The 17,483-nt window shown below is 66.8% G+C and carries 19 protein-coding genes; 12 read left to right on the plus strand and 7 right to left on the minus strand.

All coding sequences use genetic code 11. The annotated features are described in order from the left end of the window. Positions 1–58: 58 nt before the first annotated feature. The 3 genes from sucC to LRA89_RS17870 all read left to right on the plus strand — a co-directional run bounded on the left by sucC (position 59) and on the right by LRA89_RS17870 (position 3,138). Complete coding sequence (gene sucC, locus LRA89_RS17860) at positions 59–1,258, plus strand: ADP-forming succinate--CoA ligase subunit beta (protein ID WP_055762358.1); 1,200 nt, start codon at positions 59–61, stop codon at positions 1,256–1,258. A gap of 204 nt (positions 1,259–1,462) precedes the next feature. Next, positions 1,463–2,212 (plus strand): electron transfer flavoprotein subunit beta/FixA family protein, encoded by a 750-nt coding sequence (locus LRA89_RS17865; protein ID WP_055762355.1) that lies wholly within the window; start codon positions 1,463–1,465, stop codon positions 2,210–2,212. Continuing rightward, entirely contained in the window at positions 2,209–3,138 is a 930-nt protein-coding gene (locus tag LRA89_RS17870) for an electron transfer flavoprotein subunit alpha/FixB family protein (protein WP_055762351.1), read from the plus strand. The genes LRA89_RS17865 and LRA89_RS17870 overlap by 4 nt, the downstream gene beginning before the upstream one ends. Before the next feature lie 100 nt (positions 3,139–3,238). On the opposite strand, the gene LRA89_RS17875 is transcribed toward LRA89_RS17870, so the two are convergent. After that, a complete protein-coding gene (locus LRA89_RS17875; protein WP_230772326.1) occupies positions 3,239–3,754 on the minus strand; it encodes a hypothetical protein in 516 nt (171 codons plus the stop codon). Between the two features lie 99 nt (positions 3,755–3,853). On the opposite strand from LRA89_RS17875, the gene LRA89_RS17880 reads away from it, so the two are divergent. Next, positions 3,854–5,125, plus strand: a complete 1,272-nt coding sequence (locus LRA89_RS17880; RefSeq protein ID WP_230772327.1) for a dipeptidase — start codon at positions 3,854–3,856, stop codon at positions 5,123–5,125. On the opposite strand, the gene dapD is transcribed toward LRA89_RS17880, so the two are convergent. The 3 genes from dapD to mnmA are packed head-to-tail and all read right to left on the minus strand — an operon-like array spanning position 5,103 to position 7,715. Next, positions 5,103–5,921: a 2,3,4,5-tetrahydropyridine-2,6-dicarboxylate N-succinyltransferase gene (gene dapD / locus LRA89_RS17885; RefSeq protein ID WP_230772328.1), complete on the minus strand. Its 819-nt coding sequence runs from the start codon at positions 5,919–5,921 to the stop codon at positions 5,103–5,105. The two genes, LRA89_RS17880 and dapD, sit on opposite strands and share 23 nt — an antisense overlap. Further along, positions 5,918–6,580 (minus strand): pyrimidine 5'-nucleotidase, encoded by a 663-nt coding sequence (locus LRA89_RS17890; protein WP_230772329.1) that lies wholly within the window; start codon positions 6,578–6,580, stop codon positions 5,918–5,920. Before LRA89_RS17890 ends, dapD begins: the two co-directional genes overlap by 4 nt. A gap of 40 nt (positions 6,581–6,620) precedes the next feature. Then, complete coding sequence (mnmA, locus tag LRA89_RS17895) at positions 6,621–7,715, minus strand: tRNA 2-thiouridine(34) synthase MnmA (protein ID WP_056498356.1); 1,095 nt, start codon at positions 7,713–7,715, stop codon at positions 6,621–6,623. Positions 7,716–7,831: 116 nt separating this feature from the next. Between mnmA and LRA89_RS17900 the strand changes: the two genes are divergently transcribed. From LRA89_RS17900 to LRA89_RS17910, 3 genes are all read left to right on the plus strand, one after another. After that, entirely contained in the window at positions 7,832–8,101 is a 270-nt protein-coding gene (locus tag LRA89_RS17900) for a hypothetical protein (RefSeq protein ID WP_082448549.1), read from the plus strand. A 102-nt stretch (positions 8,102–8,203) separates the two neighbouring features. Beyond that, positions 8,204–8,506, plus strand: a complete 303-nt coding sequence (gene sciP / locus LRA89_RS17905) for a CtrA inhibitor SciP (RefSeq protein WP_055762336.1) — start codon at positions 8,204–8,206, stop codon at positions 8,504–8,506. Between the two features lie 109 nt (positions 8,507–8,615). After that, the gene (locus tag LRA89_RS17910) at positions 8,616–8,867 is read left to right on the plus strand and encodes a GlsB/YeaQ/YmgE family stress response membrane protein (RefSeq protein WP_055762331.1); all 252 of its coding nucleotides are present in this window, start codon (positions 8,616–8,618) and stop codon (positions 8,865–8,867) included. A gap of 72 nt (positions 8,868–8,939) precedes the next feature. Here the strand turns inward: LRA89_RS17910 and LRA89_RS17915 are convergent, their stop codons facing one another. After that, positions 8,940–10,919 carry a GAF domain-containing protein gene (locus LRA89_RS17915; RefSeq protein WP_230772330.1) on the minus strand — a complete coding sequence of 660 codons (1,980 nt, stop codon included), beginning with the start codon at positions 10,917–10,919 and terminating at the stop codon, positions 8,940–8,942. Between the two features lie 106 nt (positions 10,920–11,025). Then, positions 11,026–11,568 carry a peptide-methionine (S)-S-oxide reductase MsrA gene (msrA, locus tag LRA89_RS17920; protein WP_055762325.1) on the minus strand — a complete coding sequence of 181 codons (543 nt, stop codon included), beginning with the start codon at positions 11,566–11,568 and terminating at the stop codon, positions 11,026–11,028. A gap of 71 nt (positions 11,569–11,639) precedes the next feature. Between msrA and galE the strand changes: the two genes are divergently transcribed. From galE to LRA89_RS17945, 5 genes are all read left to right on the plus strand, one after another. Further along, positions 11,640–12,638 (plus strand): UDP-glucose 4-epimerase GalE, encoded by a 999-nt coding sequence (gene galE, locus LRA89_RS17925; RefSeq protein WP_230772331.1) that lies wholly within the window; start codon positions 11,640–11,642, stop codon positions 12,636–12,638. 31 nt (positions 12,639–12,669) lie between these two features. Continuing rightward, positions 12,670–13,245 (plus strand): pyridoxamine 5'-phosphate oxidase, encoded by a 576-nt coding sequence (gene pdxH / locus LRA89_RS17930; protein ID WP_055762319.1) that lies wholly within the window; start codon positions 12,670–12,672, stop codon positions 13,243–13,245. Beyond that, entirely contained in the window at positions 13,242–14,201 is a 960-nt protein-coding gene (locus tag LRA89_RS17935; RefSeq protein ID WP_055762316.1) for a cation diffusion facilitator family transporter, read from the plus strand. Before pdxH ends, LRA89_RS17935 begins: the two co-directional genes overlap by 4 nt. Next, entirely contained in the window at positions 14,198–14,983 is a 786-nt protein-coding gene (locus tag LRA89_RS17940; RefSeq protein WP_230772332.1) for a PhzF family phenazine biosynthesis protein, read from the plus strand. The genes LRA89_RS17935 and LRA89_RS17940 overlap by 4 nt, the downstream gene beginning before the upstream one ends. 118 nt (positions 14,984–15,101) lie before the next feature. Continuing rightward, positions 15,102–16,088 (plus strand): LLM class flavin-dependent oxidoreductase, encoded by a 987-nt coding sequence (locus tag LRA89_RS17945; RefSeq protein WP_230772333.1) that lies wholly within the window; start codon positions 15,102–15,104, stop codon positions 16,086–16,088. A 4-nt stretch (positions 16,089–16,092) separates the two neighbouring features. Here the strand turns inward: LRA89_RS17945 and LRA89_RS17950 are convergent, their stop codons facing one another. Further along, positions 16,093–17,478 carry a sensor histidine kinase gene (locus tag LRA89_RS17950; RefSeq protein ID WP_055762307.1) on the minus strand — a complete coding sequence of 462 codons (1,386 nt, stop codon included), beginning with the start codon at positions 17,476–17,478 and terminating at the stop codon, positions 16,093–16,095. Positions 17,479–17,483 lie beyond the last annotated feature (5 nt).

A 17,483-nucleotide genomic window follows, 5' to 3' on the forward strand; every position in this document is an offset into this window, starting at 1 on the left:
TACGCGCGTCAACTTCGCAAACTTGCGTACAACCACCCGAGAGGCGGAAGGCAACGTCATGAACATTCACGAATATCAGGCCAAGGAACTGCTGGCGAAGTTCGGCGTGCCGGTCCCGCAGGGGTTCGCCGCGCTCACCGTCGACGAAGCCGTCGAGGCCGCCGGCAAGCTCCCCGGGCCGCTGTATGTCGTCAAGTCGCAGATTCACGCCGGCGGGCGCGGCAAGGGCAAGTTCAAGGAACTGGCCCCCGACGCCAAGGGCGGTGTCCGTCTCGCGTGGAACCTCGACGAAGTCCGCGCGCACGCCACCGACATGCTCGGCAACACGCTGGTCACGATCCAGACCGGCGACGCCGGCAAGCAGGTCAACCGCCTGTACGTGACCGACGGCGCGAACATCGCGCAGGAATTCTACCTCGCGCTGCTCGTCAACCGTGCGACCGGCCGCGTCTCGATGGTCGCCTCGACCGAAGGCGGCATGGACATCGAAACCGTGGCGCATGACACGCCCGAGAAGATCCATTCGATCGACATTGATCCGGCGACCGGGTTCCAGCCGCACCACGGCCGCGCCGTCGCCGCCGCGCTCGAACTGAAGGGCGACCTTGCCAAGCAGGCCGCCAGCGTCGCGTCGAAGCTATACGATGCGTTCCTCGGCACCGATGCCGAGCAGATCGAGATCAACCCGCTGGCCGTCACCGAGGAAGGCCAGTTGGTCGTGCTCGACGCCAAGGTCGCGTTCGACGGCAACGCCATGTTCCGTCACAAGGACCTGATGGAACTGCGCGACACCACCGAAGAGGACGCGATGGAGCTGGAGGCGTCGAAGTACGACCTCGCCTACATCAAGCTCGACGGCGACATCGGCTGCATGGTCAACGGCGCCGGCCTCGCCATGGCGACGATGGACATCATCAAGCTGAACGGCATGTTCCCGGCCAACTTCCTCGACGTGGGCGGCGGCGCCAACAAGGAGAAGGTGACGGCGGCGTTCAAGATCATCCTCGCCGATCCGGCGGTGAAGGGCATCCTCGTCAACATCTTCGGCGGCATCATGAAGTGCGACATCATCGCCGAGGGCATCGTCGCCGCCGCGAAGGAAGTGAACCTGTCGGTGCCGCTGGTCGTCCGTCTGGAAGGGACCAACGTGCAGGCCGGCAAGGACATCCTCGCCAATTCGGGTTTGGCGATCGTTCCGGCCAACGACTTGGGCGACGCCGCCAAGAAGATCGTGGCGGAAGTGCAGAAGGCGGCCTGATCGCCTTCGCGCGCAAGCGAACCGAAAGGGGCCCGGGCGGAAACGTCCGGGCCCTTTTTCGTTGGGTGGCTGGGTGATTCGGTCTAGGGTTGCCGCCTGTCGCACCCGCGACCCGGCCTTTCCGTACCGGACTTGCGAAAACCACGCAGTACCGCCACAGAAACCGCCGACGTCGCCGTGCAAGAATTTTGAGAGGGAGTGCCCATGAAGGTGCTGGTGCCGGTCAAGCGCGTGCTTGACTATAATGTGAAGCCCCGCGTGAAGGCTGACGGAAGCGGGGTCGACCTCGCCAACGTCAAGATGAGCATGAACCCGTTCGACGAGATCGCGGTCGAGGAAGCGATCCGCCTGAAGGAGAAGGGCGTGGCGACCGAGATCGTCGTCGTCTCGATCGGCGAGCAGAAGTCGCAGGACACGCTGCGCACCGCGCTGGCGATGGGTGCCGACCGTGCGATCCTCATCACCAGCGAGACGAAAGTCGAACCGCTGGGCGTCGCCAAGCTGCTGAAGGCGGTGGTCGACGAGGAGCAGCCGGGTCTGGTGATTCTCGGCAAACAAGCGATCGACGACGATAACAACCAGACCGGGCAGATGTTGGCGGCGCTCACTGGCTATGCCCAGGGGACCTTCGCCAGCAAAGTCGAGGTGTCGGGCGACAGCGTGAACGTTACCCGCGAAGTGGACGGCGGGCTGGAGACGGTCGCGCTCACGCTGCCGGCGATCGTCACCACCGACCTGCGCCTCAACGAGCCGCGCTATGCCTCGCTGCCCAACATCATGAAGGCCAAGTCCAAGCCGTTGGCGGCCAAGACCGCCGCCGATTACGGCGTCGACGTGACCCCGCGGCTGACGACGGTGAAGGTCGAGGAACCGGCCAAGCGGCAGGCGGGCGTCAAGGTCGCCGATGCCGACGAACTGGTAGCCAAGCTCAAGACGCTGGGAGTGGTCGCATGAAGACGCTGGTTTGGGTCGAACACGACGGTTCGGTCGTCAAGGACGCCACCTTCGCCGCCGTTACCGCCGCCGCGAAGCTGGGCGACGTCGATCTGCTGGTCGCGGGTCAGGGGGTCGACAGCGTCGCGCAGGCCGCAGCGCAGATCGCCGGTGTCGCCCGGGTGCTGGTTGCCGACGATGCCGCCTTCGCCCACAATCTGGCTGAGAACGTCGCGCCGCTGGTCGTCGAGCTGATGGGCAGCCACGACGCCTTCGTCACGGCGGCGACCACCACCGGCAAGAACATCGCGCCGCGCGTTGCCGCGTTGCTCGACGTGATGCAGATCAGCGAAATCCTGTCGGTCGAGGGACCGGACAGCTTCACCCGCCCGATCTATGCCGGCAACGCGATCGCGACGGTCAGGACCAGCGATCCCAAGCTGGTGCTGACGGTGCGCGGCACGGCGTTCGACAAGGCGGAAGCGACCGGCGGATCGGCCAGCGTCGAGGCCGTCGGCTCGACCGGGGACAAGGGCGTGTCGAGCTTCGTCGGTTCGGAGATTGCGGCATCGGAACGGCCCGAGCTGACCAGCGCCAAGATCATCGTCTCGGGCGGTCGCGCGCTCGGATCGGAAGAGCAGTTCCATGCACTGATCGATCCGCTGGCCGACAAGCTGAACGCGGCGGTCGGTGCCAGCCGCGCGGCGGTGGATGCGGGCTATGCGCCCAACGACTATCAGGTCGGCCAGACCGGCAAGATCGTCGCCCCCGAAGTCTATATCGCGGTCGGCATCTCGGGCGCGATCCAGCATCTGGCGGGGATGAAGGACAGCAAGGTCATCGTCGCGATCAACAAGGACGAGGATGCGCCGATCTTCCAGGTCGCCGATGTCGGGCTGGTGGGCGACCTGTTCACGCTGGTGCCGGAGATCACCGCGAAGTTGTAAGGCACGTAGCGGAGCTACGCGCCGGTGCGCGACGGTGAAGCCGTAGCGCATACAACGGCGACGGCCGGCGTCGCCATAGCGACGACCGACGACGCGGGATTTACTCCCGCGTCGTCCCTCCCGGAACCGCCACCGGCAAAGGCACCGCCGGATCGAGCGGGATCGCCACCCGCTTGGCACGTTCGGCCTTCGACGGGCCGCGCTTCGCGCCACGCATGACATCGCCGATCAACTTGCCGACGTCCTTGTATTCGCCCGGCTCCTCGCAGCAGCTATTCGGATCGATCAGCTTGCCCAGCGCGCGGACGAGGAACACGCCGCCACCGATCATGTCGACCCCGGTGGTACAGCCCTGCGACAAGGTGGCGCAGGGCGGTGCGGCGGCGGCCATCGCTCCGGCACCATCGGTATAGGGGTTCGACGCCAGCGGCCGGTCGGGCGGCGTACGTTCGGCGGGAATCGGAAGACGCGGATCGCGTGCCTGTTCGCCGCACACCAGAATTTCGTCGTCCTGCGAATGGCGCCGCTGCGACGCACAGGGATCGACGAGGATCGAGAACCGTTCGGGCGGCGGGGCGGCAGTCTGGCCAAGGCCGATCAACAGCAGCGCAAACATCGGACGGCCTCCCCGACAGGATTTCCGTGACCAAAGCACGGCGCACCACATGGGGTAAAGCGCTTGTCGTGCCGCATGACCGCACGGTAGCCTGACGCCATGATGTTCGCTCCCCTGCTGTTGCTGGCTGTGCAAGCCACCGCCCCGACCCCTGCCGATGTGGCGCGAGCCGAACGGGTACTGGCGCGACACCCGATCATCGACGGGCACAACGACCTGCCGTGGGAATTGCGCGACGGACATGGCGCGGCTGTCGAATCGGTCGACCTGACCGCCGATACAAGCCGGATCGATCCCCCGCTCCAGACCGATCTCGCCCGGCTCGCCCGGGGCCATGTCGGCGGGCAATTCTGGTCGGTGTGGATTCCGGCGACGACCACCGGACCGCAGGCGGTCGAGACGACGATCGAGCAGATCGACATCGTCCGGCGGATGATCGCCGCGAACCCGACCCGCATGGCGCTAGCGAAGGACGCCGCCGACATGGCGCGAATCGCCCGGAGCGGCCGGATCGCGTCGCTGATCGGCGTGGAGGGCGGGCACCAGATCGACGGCCGGCTGTCGGTGCTGCGGCAATATCGGGTGCTGGGCGTGCGCTACATGACGCTGACGCACGGCAAGAGCGTCGGCTGGGCGGACAGTTCGACCGATGCCCCGCAAGCGAACGGGCTGACCGGATTCGGTCGACAGGTGGTGGCGGAGATGAACCGGCTGGGGATGCTGGTCGACGTCGCGCATGTATCCGACGCAACGATGTCGGCGGTGCTGGCGGTGAGCAAGGCACCAGTGATCGCGTCGCACTCCAACGCGCGCGCATTGGCCGACCGGCCGCGCAACATTCCCGACGCGCTGCTGGGCGCGATCGGGCGGAATGGGGGCGTGGTGATGGTCAACGCCTATCCCGCCTTCCTGTCGGCGCAGTGGAACGCATGGGACAATGCCCGCAGCGCCTATGCCAAGACGCAGGGGCTGCCGACCAACCGCTATGGCGCGCGGGCACCGGCGGCGATGCAGGCATGGGACGCGGCCAATCCCGCACCGCGCGTCACGGCATCGACGATGGCCGACCATGTCGAGCATATCGCCCGGATTGCGGGCCGGGCGCATGTCGGCATCGGCGGCGATTATGACGGCATTTCGGGCACCGGTCCCGAAGGGATGCAGGGGGTCGACGGCTATCCGCTGCTGTTCGCCGAACTGGCACGGCGCGGCTGGAGCGATGCCGATCTCGCCGCGCTGGCGCAGGGCAATATTCTGCGCGTCCTGGCGCGGGCGGAGGCGGTGGCGACGTCGCTGGCGACCGAGAAGCCGGTCGATGCGACGTGGCCCCCTGCCCCCGCCGCCCCGATCAATCCCGCAACAGGTCGTTGATGCTGGTCTTGGACCGGGTTTGCGCATCGACCCGCTTGACGATCACCGCGCAGTAGAGCGCGGGCTTGCCGTCGCCGCCACCGATCGAACCGGGCACGACCACCGCATAGGGCGGCACTTCGCCACGAAACACTTCGCCGGTCGCGCGGTCGATGATCTTGGTCGAGGCACCCAGATAGACCCCCATCGACAGGACCGCGCCCTCGCCCACCCGGACGCCCTCGGCGACTTCGGCGCGGGCACCGATGAACGCACCGTCGCCGATGATGACCGGATCGGCCTGCAACGGTTCGAGCACACCGCCGATGCCGGCCCCGCCCGACAGATGGACGTTCTTGCCGATCTGCGCGCACGACCCGACCGTCGCCCAGGTGTCGACCATCGTGCCTTCACCGACATACGCACCGATGTTGACGAAGCTCGGCATCAGGATCGCGCCCTTGCCGACGAACGCGCCGCGCCGCACGATGCTGCCCGGCACCGCGCGGAAGCCCGCCTCGCGGAAGCGATGCTCGCCCCAGCCGGTGAACTTGCTCGGCACCTTGTCGAACCAGTTGGTGCCGCCGGGGCCGTCCATGATCTGGTTGTCGTTCAGCCGGAACGAGAGGAGCACCGCCTTCTTGAGCCACTGGTTGACCTGCCAGCCGCCCTCGACCGGTTCGGCGACGCGTGCCTCGCCCGAATCGAGCAGCGCCAGTGCCGCGTCGACCGCCTCGCGCACCTCGCCCTGCGTATGAACGGTCAGTTCGGCGCGGGCGTCCCACGCGGCATCGATCTGGGCGGCAAGGTCGGTCATGATTCCTCCACGAAGCGTAACCACGCGACGAGATCGTGCGTGGTGTAATCGATATGGTCGTAAGCCTCGACCGGCCCCTGTTCGGACCCGTTGTCGACCCACAAGGTCGTCATCCCCGCCGCCTTGGCCGGCACGAGGTTGCGCGCCATGTCCTCGGCGAACAGCGACTGGGCGGGGTCGATCTCCCATGCGGCGCACAGTCCTTCATAGGCGCGGACGTGCGGCTTGGGGTGATAGGCGGTGGCATGAATGTCATGGATGCCGGCGAAACTGTCCGACAGGCCGAGCCTGTCGAGCACCCGGCCGGCATAGTCGATGTCACCGTTGGTGAAGATCAGCTTACGCCCCGGCAGTCCGGCCAGCAGGCGCGGCAGATCGGGGTCGGGCACCAGCGGCGACAGATCGATGTCATGCACGAAATTCAGGAAATGGTGCGGATCGACCTGATGCTCGGTCATCAACCCCGACAGGCTGGTGCCGTGCGCATGGAAGTGCATCTTCTGGACCCGGCGCGCTTCCTGCGCGTCGCAGTCGAGCAGGTCGCAGATATACTGCCCCATGCGCGCCTCGATCTCGGCGAACAGGTTGCACGACGCCGGATACAGCGTGTTGTCGAGATCGAAAATCCAGTCACGGACATGGGCGAGCGCGGGCAGCATCGGACGCGGGCCTTAGGCGGCAGCGGCCCGCGCGGCAAGCTCAAGCCGCTTGCGTCCGCTCGATCCAGCCGCCGCCGAGCACCCGGTCACCGGCATAGAGCACCGCCGCCTGGCCCGGCGCGACGCCATATTCGGGCGCGTCGAACACCAATTGGTCGCCATGCAGTTCGGCGGGGACGGGCTTGGCCATCGATCGCACCTTGGCGGTCAGCGGCCCGACGTGATCGCCGCCGATCCAGTTGATGTCGGACAACAGTGCCCCGCCCACCGCCAGCGCGCGGCGTGGGCCGACGACCAGCCGCTTCGTCTCCGGCTCCAGCCGCACGACATAGAGCGGTTCGGCAAGCCCGCCGATCTCGAGCCCGCGCCGCTGGCCGACGGTATAGCCGACGAGCCCGCCATGACGGCCGAGCACTTGGCCCTCAAGGTCGACGATGTCGCCGCCGTCGTTCGCTTCCGGGCGTAGTTTGCGGACCAGCCCGGCATAGTCGCCATCGGGGACGAAGCAGATGTCCTGGCTGTCGGGCTTGCCGGCGACGCCAAGGCCCAGTTCGGCGGCGATCTCGCGCACCCGCGCCTTGGGCATGCCGCCCAGCGGAAATCGCAGGAAATCGAGCTGGTGCTGGGTCGTGGCGAACAGGAAATAGCTCTGGTCGCGCGCCGGATCGACCGCGCGGTGCAGTTCGGCGCCCGCAGGCCCCAACACCCGGCGGATGTAATGGCCGGTGGCAAGGCAGTCCGCGCCCAGATCGCGCGCGAGTGCGAACAGGTCGGTGAACTTCGGTCCCATGTTGCATTTCACGCAAGGGATCGGGGTGCGCCCGGCAAGATAGGCATCGGCGAAATCGTCGATCACCGTCTCGCGAAAGCTCGTCTCGTGATCGAACACGTAATGCGCGATGCCCAGCCGGTCGCAGACCGCGCGGGCATCGCGAATGTCGCGTCCGGCACAGCACGATCCGGCACGTCCCACCGCCGCACCGTGATCGTAGAGTTGCAGCGTGACGCCGATCGTCTCCGCGCCGGTCGCATGGGCCAGCGCGGCGACGACCGAACTGTCGACGCCGCCCGACATGGCGACAACGATTCGGCGCGCGGCAAGGGGCGGGTCGAGTTGAAAATCTGCGGCGGTCATCGCGCGTCAGATAGGCGCTTGCGCGATCAGTTGCAAAAAATGACGATATTTACCGGACCTTCAACACTGTGGGCGCATGACGCTGTTTCTAAAGGACGTTGGTTGGGACGGTTGGTTTGGATCTGAGTTTCGCCCGCTTCGATCGTGGCACCGCGATCACGGTACTGCCGACCGATCTGGCGGTATTGCTGGCGGCCGTGACCGGACGCCAGGCAGCCAGCCAGACGGCGCGGTTGCAGACACGGCTGGCGTGGAAACGCGCGCCGGTATCGTTGCTGCATCCCGCCGACGGGGCGTTCGATGGCTGGACGGCGGCACTGCTCGCGTCATCCGTCGCGCCGTGGGACCCGCCCGTCGCACCACGGCAGGCAAGGGACTGCGAATGAATACGATATTTACCTAACCGATTTAAACCATGTTTAAAGGCAACCGCGTATGACCGCGACAACAGGTTTCCCGGGGCACCGCCACCCCGTTCGAGGTCCAGTATGATTGAGAACCAGAAAATCCGTCCGGCAAAAGTGATCGGTCCGCTCGGCGAGCCGCTGACGGTCGATTCGCTGCCCCCGCCCGAAACGACTCGCTGGGTGGTGCGGCGCAAGGCGGAGGTCGTCGCGGCGGTGAACGGCGGATTGCTCAGCATCGACGACGTGTGCGATCGCTACAATCTGTCGGCGGAAGAGTTCGCCAGTTGGCAGCGTGCGGTCGACCGGTCGGGCATGCCGGGACTGCGCGTCACCCGAATCCAGCACTATCGGTCGCTCTACGACCGGCAACAGCGAAAATATTGAAACCTCGCTCAAAACGGGAGCGGAACAAGCCAGCCCATCAAGAGTCTTTCCCTCAGTACGCCCGGTACGAATACTTACTGTGGCGCGGCATCAAATGGAGGGACGGACCATGGGATTCATCATCTGGCTTATCGTAGGTGGCGTCGTGGGCTGGCTGGCCAGCATCATCATGCGGACTGACGCACAGCAGGGTATCCTCCTGAACGTCATCGTCGGCATCGTGGGTGCGGTGATCGCCGGTTTCGTCACCGGAACCAACATCAACAACGGCATCACCGTGATGAGCTTCGTCTATTCGTTGATCGGCGCGGTCGTGCTGCTGGCGATCGTGAATCTCGTTCGTCGTGGTGCGGTGCGCTAAGCACCGAGCGAACCCACCGGGTTCAACGCGGGCCGCTCCTGATGGGGCGGCCCGTTTTCTATGACACGATGGTCAGCCGCCGGTAAGTTCGCCGAGCGTCGCCCGCATTTCGGCCCGAACGCCATCCGGTTCATAGGCGATCGTGCTGCCACCAGTTCCCGCCAGTCCCAGTCCCAGCAGTTTCGTGCCGAAACCGCGCCGGGCAGGACACGTCACTGCCGGACCCCCTTGTTCCTGCCAGACCAGCGTCAACACCTCGTCCTCGACCTGCCACGTCAGCACGACGCGGCCAGTTGCGTTCGACAGCGCACCATATTTGACCGCATTGGTCCCCAGTTCGTGGAGGATCAGCGCCAGTCCCAGCGCGGCACGGGCGCCCAACGCCACATCCGGTCCGCCCAGCGTGATCCGGTCGTCACAGCCGAACACCGCGATCACCTGCCGCACGGTCGACCGCAGGTCCGCGCCGACCCAGTCGCGATCGACCAGCACGTCGTGCGCGATGCCCAGCGCCTGCAACCGCTTTTCGAACGCATCGAGTGGGGCACGATCGACCAGCCCGCGCAGCGTCTGCGAGGCGATTGCCTGCACCATCGACAGGGTGTTCTTTAACCGGTGCGCCAGTTCGTGGATCAACAGGCTCTGCTGCTTTTCCGATTCGACCTGCGCCACACCCACCTCGACCCGGTCGGCGACCTTGCGCAGAAACCCCAGTTCCTCGGGCGTCCAGTGACGCGCAGTCGCGTGATGCGCCATGAGGATCGCAACGACCCGCCCGTCGCGGCGCACCGGCATCTTCACCAACGCTCCGACCTGGATCGATTCGAGCATCGCCAGATACGGCATGCTACGCGAATCGAGCCGGACGTCGTCGATCGCGATCGCGTCGCTCTGGGTCAGAGGATCACACAGCGGCCCGAAATCGGCGAGCCGGTGCCGGCCAGTGATCTCCGACACGCCCGGCGCGCTCCAGCCGGGGCCGACGTCGATGAACGTCGTTGTCGAGTCGATCCGGCCAAACGCCGCTCGCACCAGTCCCAGTGTTTCGGCGACCATCGTCGTCGCGGCCCGGGTGACATCGGCGATGTCGTGACAGTCGCGCAGCGCGTCGCCAAGACGGATAAGCGCCGCCTGGCGTGCCGCCGCCGCCAGCTCCTCGGTCGTATCGTGAAGGATCACCCCGAACCGGTCGCCCTCGATACGAAAGCAGCGTCCACGGAACCAGCGCCCGCGCGATGGCGCATGGTGGACGAAGCCGACCGGCTTGCCATCGGCCAGCAACCGGTCGAGATCGTGCGTCCAGTGCGCGGGGGCGCTGACGTCCAGCGTGCGGCCGGTACGCGCCAGCATCGTCGCGCGATCGAAGCCCGACAGCGCGAACCATGCCGGATTGGCATCGAGATAGCGCCAGTCGACGACCTTTCCGCCCGTGTCGCGGATCACTTCGCCCAGCGCGAAGCCGTCGCCGATATTTTCGAACAGATGCTGCCACCGACGCTCCTCGCTCGACAAACGACGCTCGGTGGCGACGATCCGGGCAAGCGCCGCATCGCGTTCGGCCAGCGAACGGCGCAGGTCCAGCGTCGTCACCACCTGCCGCGCCAGACGGCGGAGCGTATCGGCCTGCGCGGCGGTCAGGCCGTCGGGCCGGGGAACCGTGTCGAGCACGCAAAGCGTTCCGATCGCCGTTTTGTCGTCGCCGACCCGCAGCGGCACCCCGGCATAGAAGCGGACCTGTGGTCCATCGGTCACGATCGGGTTGGCGCACGTCCGCGGATCGGCGGCCAGATCGCGGATTTCGACGAGATCGGACGAATGCAGTGCATGGATGCACAGCGCGTAATCGATCGGCGTCCCGTCGAGATCGGTCCCGGTCCGGGCCAGGAACCGCTGCCGTTCGGTTTCGATCAGGGTAACCAGCGCCACCGGCGCGGCGCAGGCGTCGGCCGCCAGCAGAACCAGATCGTCCTGTGCCGGATCATGCCATGCGCAGTTCAGACGATAGGCATCGATCGCGTCCAGACGCCGTCGCTGCTCCGCCGAGTCGGTCATCGCCCCCATCACACCGCCCCCTGCCGGCCGATCCGGGCGTAGCAACTCCACTCGATACAGACAAGGGTCGCGCCGGAACTGGCACGACCCTTGCAAAACTTAACGCCTATGCGTCGGTCGTGGTGCGCGACCGGGCGGCGAAGCTCTTGCGCAGCTTCTGCAACTTGGGCGGAATGATCGCGAGGCAGTACGGATTGCGCTGGCCTTCGCCTTCCCAATATTCCTGGTGATAGTCCTCGGCCGGATACCAGGTCGTCAGCGGTTCGATGGTGGTGACGATCTTGCCACGTCCCTCACCCGCCCGCTCGATTCCCGCACGCGCCTCGGCTTCCTGATCCGCATCGTGCGGGAAGATCGCCGAGCGATATTGCGTGCCGATGTCGTTGCCTTGGCGGTTGAGCTGCGTCGGATCATGAGTCGCAAAAAAGATGTCGAGCAGATCGTGATAGCCGACCACTTGGGGGTCGAACGTCACCCGGATCGCTTCGGCATGACCGGTGTCACCACCGCATACCTGCTTGTAGGTCGGGTGTTCGGTCGTGCCGCCGATATAGCCGCTTTCGACCTTCTCGACGCCGATCACGTCGCGGAACACCGCTTCGACGCACCAGAAACATCCGCCCGCGAACGTCGCGACTTCGGTAGCCATGGGATACTCTCCTTCGTACAGAGAGCCATGTAGGCGCGCGCTGCGCCGGTACAATCGGGGACGGAAACGCAATGGCGAACGGCAAGGTTCTGGTGACGGGCGGTGCGGGCTATATCGGCAGCCATGCCGTGCTGGCGCTGCTGGATGCGGGGCATGAGGTGGTGGTGGTCGACAATCTCGTCACCGGCTTCGACTGGGCGGTCGATTCGCGCGCCTCGCTGGTCGTCGCCGACATCGCCGACGACGCGGCGGTGCGCGCCGCGATCCGCGAGCACGGCGTGTACGCCATCCTGCATTTCGCCGGATCGGTCGTGGTGCCCGAATCGGTCAGCGATCCGCTCAAATATTACCGCAACAACACCGCCGCCTCGCGCAGCCTGATCGAGAGCGCGGTCGCCGAAGGGGTGAAGCATTTCATCTTCTCCTCGACCGCCGCGACCTATGGCATCCCCGAGGTCGTGCCGGTGCGCGAGGATTCGCCCAAGCGCCCGATCAACCCCTATGGCATGTCGAAGCTGATGACCGAGATGATGCTGGCCGACGTCGCCGCCGCGCATCCGATCAACTATGCCGCGCTGCGCTATTTCAACGTGGCGGGCGCCGACCCCAAGGGTCGCAGCGGCCAGTCGACGGCGGGGGCGACGCATCTCATCAAGGTCGCGGTCGAGGCGGCGACCGGCAAGCGTGCCCATGTCGGCGTCTATGGCACCGACTTCGCGACGCCCGACGGCACCGGGGTGCGCGACTATATCCATGTCAGCGATCTCGCCGACGCCCACGTCCATGCGCTCGACCTGCTGATCGCCGATCCAAGCCAGAGCCACACGATGAACGCCGGCTATGGCCGGGGCTATTCGGTGCTCGAAGTGCTCGACGCGGTCGACCGCGCGACCAACCAGACGATCGACCGCCGGCTGGAGGGTCGCCGCGCGGGCGATCCCGACGCGCTGATCGCCGACAATAGCGCGATCCTCGCCAAATTGCCGTGGCGGCCGGCGCATGCCGATCTCGACCAGATCGTCGCCGACGCGCTGGGCTGGGAGCGCACGCTCGCCGAACGGGCGGGATGAAATCGAGGCGAAAAGGGCGTAAGGGGCCGGCATGACCGACCCCTTCGCCCTGTTCGACGACTGGTTCGCCGAGGCCCGCGCTTCGGAACCGAACGACCCCAATGCCATGGCACTGGCGACCGCCGATGCCGCCGGCCATCCGTCGGTGCGGATGGTGCTGCTCAAGGGCCATGGCCCCGACGGGTTCGTGTTCTACACCAATCGCGAGGGCCGCAAGGCGGGCGATCTGGCGGCCAATCCGCATGTCGCGCTGCTCTTCCACTGGAAATCGCTGCGGCGGCAGATCCGCATCGAAGGGCCGGTTGCGCTGGCCAGCGATGCCGAGTCGGATGCCTATTTCGCCTCGCGCGGGCGCGACTCGCAACTGGGCGCATGGGCATCGGACCAGTCGCGTCCGCTCGATGCGCGCGCGACCTTCGAGGCACGGTTCGATGAGGTGCAGGCACGATTCGAGGGACGCGACGTGCCGCGCCCGCCGTTTTGGGGCGGCTATCGCGTGACGCCGGAGCGAATCGAGTTCTGGCAGGACCGGGCGCATCGCCTGCACGAACGCCGGCTGTTCACTCGCGACGGCGATGGCTGGCGCGAGGGTTTGCTGTTCCCATGACCGAGACCGAGCGCAAGCGGGTGATTCCGCTCGCCACGCGGGCCGCCATCGCATCGGTGACGATGGCGCTGTTCCTGCTGGGGCTGAAAGGCTTTGCCGCATGGCATACCGGGTCGGTCGCGATGCTCGGCAGTCTGGCCGACACCGCGCTCGACCTGCTCGCGTCGCTCGTCACGCTCTACGGGGTGCGACTGGCGGCGACGCCGGCGGACCATGACCACCGCTTCGGCCATGGCAAGGCGGAGGCGCTGGCCGCGCTGTTCCAAGTGATGCTCATCACCGCGTCGGCGGCGGGCATCGGCTGGCGCGCGATCGCCGCCTTCGGCGCACCCGGCGAAACGCAGGACGTCGAGTTCGGCATCGGCGTGTCGGTGATCGCGATGATCGCGACCTTCGCGCTGCTGGCGTACCAGAAATCGATCATCGCGCGTACCGGATCAGTCGCGATCCGCGCCGACAACGTCCATTACCAGAGCGATCTGCTGCTCAACCTCGCGGTCATCATCGCGATGGTGCTCGATCAGGTGTTCGGAGTGCGCGGGGCCGATCCGGTGATGGGCATCCTGATCGCGCTGTGGCTCGGCTGGGGCGCGTTCCAGGCGTCGAGCCAGGCGATCGACCAGTTGATGGACAAGGAATGGCCCGAGGACGAACGCCGCGCCTTTCTCGACGTGGCGGCGCGGCAGGAGGGCCTGCGCGGCATTCACGACTTCCGCACCCGCCGATCGGGCAGCCACGACTTCGCGCAATTCCACATGGAGGTCGCGCGCGACATGACCGTCGCCGATGCGCACGACGTGGTCGAGAATGTCGAGCGCGCGTTGCGACGGGCGTTTCCCAAGGTCGAGGTGCTGATCCACCTCGACCCAGAAGGCCATGTTGATACCGACAATCCGCTGGTCGAGGCCGATGTAACGCCGCACTGGTTCGGCAAGCGCATCGGGAATTACGGATGACACTGCCCTTTACCGTGGTCGACGCCTTTGCCGACCGCCCGTTCACCGGCAATCCGGCGGCGGTGATGGTGTTGACGGCATGGCCCGACGATGCGGTGCTGCGTGACATCGCCGCCGAGCATAATCTGTCGGAAACCGCCTTCGCCGTGGCGACGGACAACGGCGACGCCGACTATGAACTGCGCTGGTTCACCCCGACCGTCGAAATCGCGATGTGCGGCCATGCGACGCTGGCGAGTGGCCATGTGCTGATCGGCGAGCGCGACGAGGTTCGTTTTGCCACGCGCAAGGCAGGCGTGCTGACCGTTGCGCGCGACGGGGCGGGCTATACGCTCGAGCTACCGGTGACGCGGGTGGCCGCAGCGCCCGATCCGGCGCTGCTCGCGGCGCTGAGGTGCGAGGGCGAGGTGTTCGCCAGCATCAGCGGCGCGCAGGCCACCAGCATCATCCTGTTGCCCGATGCGGCGGCGGTGCGCGGTTGCGCGCCCGATATGCGCGCACTGGCGGCTTGTGGGGTGATGGCGATCGTCACCGCTCCCGGCGACGTCGCCGATGTCGTCAGCCGGGTATTCGTGCCCACGTGGGGCGTGGACGAGGACCCGGTGACCGGATCGGCGCATGCCGCGCTCGCTCCCTTCTGGGCGGAGCGGTTGGGACGCGAGCATTTCACCGCGTTTCAGGCGAGTGCCCGCGGCGGGCATCTGACGGTCACGCTGGCGGGCGAGCGGGCGGTGCTGGGCGGCGGGTGCGTGACGGTGATGCGGGGCGAGTTGCTGGTCTGAGGCCGGACCGGAAGAAGACGGGTTTTTCTGCCCCCCGCCGCCCACGAACGATCGTTGCTTTCAACCGGCCAAGCCTTGCTTCGGTAGCAATCCGCAACCCGCCTCCCATCTATCTCGAATGACCCGTTATTCGATGCTCGATCTCGTGCCGATCCGTGCAGGCGGCACCCCGGCGCAGGCCATGGCGCAGGCCGCCGACCTTGCCGCCCATGCCGAACGCCAAGGCTATCACCGTTACTGGGTGGCGGAACATCACGGCATGGCCGGCATCGCCAGCGCCGCGACCGCCGTGGTGATTGGCCATATCGCGGCTGCGACCAACACCATTCGGGTCGGCGCGGGCGGGATCATGCTGCCCAACCATGCGCCGCTGACGATCGCCGAACAGTTCGGGACGCTGGATGCGCTCTATCCCGGCCGGATCGATCTGGGGCTGGGCCGCGCGCCGGGATCGGACCAGATCGTCGCCCGCGCGCTGCGCCGGACGCTGGAAACCGATCCCAACGCCTTTCCGCAGGATGTGGTCGAGCTGCAGCGCTATTTCGCGGGTGACGACCGTACCGGTATCCGCGCGGTGCCCGGCGCAGGAGCGAAGGTCGACCTCTGGATATTGGGGTCGTCGCTGTTCGGGGCGCAACTCGCGGCGATGCTGGGGCTGCCCTATGCATTCGCGTCGCACTTCGCCCCCGCCGCGCTCGATCAGGCGCTGGAGGCGTATCGTCGCAACTTCCGCCCGTCCGCCATACTCGACAAGCCGTATGCGGCAGCCGCCTTCAACGTGCTGGCGGCCGACAGCGACGACGAAGCGCGGCTGCTCGCCAGTTCGACCGAACAGATGTTCGTCGCGATCCGCACCGGCAAGTCGATCGAACTGCCGCCGCCGGTTGCCGGCTATCGCGCGCAGATCGGGGTACAGGGCAACACGATCCTCGACCATGTCCTCGAATGCTCGGCGATCGGTGGGCCGGAGACGGTGCGAGCCGGTCTTGCAGCCTTCATCGAGCGGACGCAGGTCGACGAGGTGATCGTGACCGGCGCGATGTTCGATCCCGCTGCACGCAAGCGCAGCGCCACCATCGCGGCGGAGGCGATGCGCGGCCTGTGAGCGATCAGGCGGCGGGCAGCCGGAGCCGGACGAGCAGCCCGCCCAGATCCTCGCTCTCCTCGAGCGAGGCGGTGCCTTCGTAGATTTCGGCGACGTCGCGCACGATCGCGAGGCCGAGGCCGGTGCCGGGCTTGCCCGAATCGAGCCGCACACCGCGATCGAAGATGCGCTGCCGGTCGGCAGCAGGGATGCCGCGCCCGTCATCTTCGACCAGCAGTTCGACGAAGCCGGCATCGGCGCGGACGGTGACGAACACGCTGCCCCCGCCATATTTGGCGGCGTTCTCGACGAGGTTGCCGAGGATTTCGTCGAGATCCTGCCGTTCGATCCGCGCGATCAGGTCCTTCTGGCCATCCACGTCGATGCGGACGTTGGGATAGAGCCGCGCCACCGCGCGCTCGACCGCCTCGACCGAGGTCCAGACCTCGGCGCGGCTGTGCGCCGATCCGCGCCGCCCGACCGCGCGGGCGCGGGCCAGATGATGGTCGACCTGCCGCCGCATCGTCCGCGCTTCGCGGATCACCGTGTCGGCGAGGTCGGCCTGTCCGGCGGCCGAGGCGTTCATGATGACGGTGAGCGGTGTTTTCAGCGCATGGGCAAGATTGCCGGCATGGCGGCGGGCTTCCTCCGCCTGCCGGTCGTTGTGTTCGACCAGCGCGTTCAGTTCCTCGACCAGCGGCGCGACTTCGGCAGGCATGCTGCCCTCGACCCGTGCGGCCTGTCCCGCGCGCAGCTTGGAGATGGCGTCACGCACCGCGCGCAAGGGGAGCAGCCCATACCATGTCTGGAGCGCCGCCATCACGATCAGCCCCAGCCCGAGCAGCGCGAACGAACGCACCAGCGTCTTGCGCAAGGCATTGATCTGCTGGTCGAGCAGGTCGCGCGCCTCGGCCACCTGGAACCGCCACACGGTGTTCGATCCGGGCAGCGTCAGGTCACGCTCGACGATGCGCAGCTTCTGATCGGGGAAGGGTTTCGCGTCATAGACGCGCAGGTCGTTGCCGATCTTGGCCGGATTGCCGGGCAGCCGCCGGTCCCACAACGAGCGCGACGGGAACGGATCGAACCCCTCGCCGCTCACCTGCCAATACAGGCCCGAATAGGGTTCGAGGAACCGCTGGTCCGATAGCTGGCGGCTGAACGTCACCTGCCCGCTGGTGTCGATCTCGGCCGAGACGATCAGCGAGGTCAGGATATAGTCGAGCTGGTCGTCGAAGTTGCGGGTGATCGCGCCGGTCAGCACCCGGTCGAGCGCGAAGCCGCCGCCGGCGAGCAGCAGCATGATCCAGCAGGCGGCGATGACGATCATCCGCCGCGACAGCGATCCCGTCACCTGCACATAGCCGCGCGAGTCGGCGGCACGGGAGGCGGGATCGCTCGCCTTCGTCATGGTCG

The sequence above is a fragment of the Sphingomonas sp. Leaf4 genome, assembly GCF_920939515.1.
GTDB lineage: Bacteria > Pseudomonadota > Alphaproteobacteria > Sphingomonadales > Sphingomonadaceae > Sphingomonas.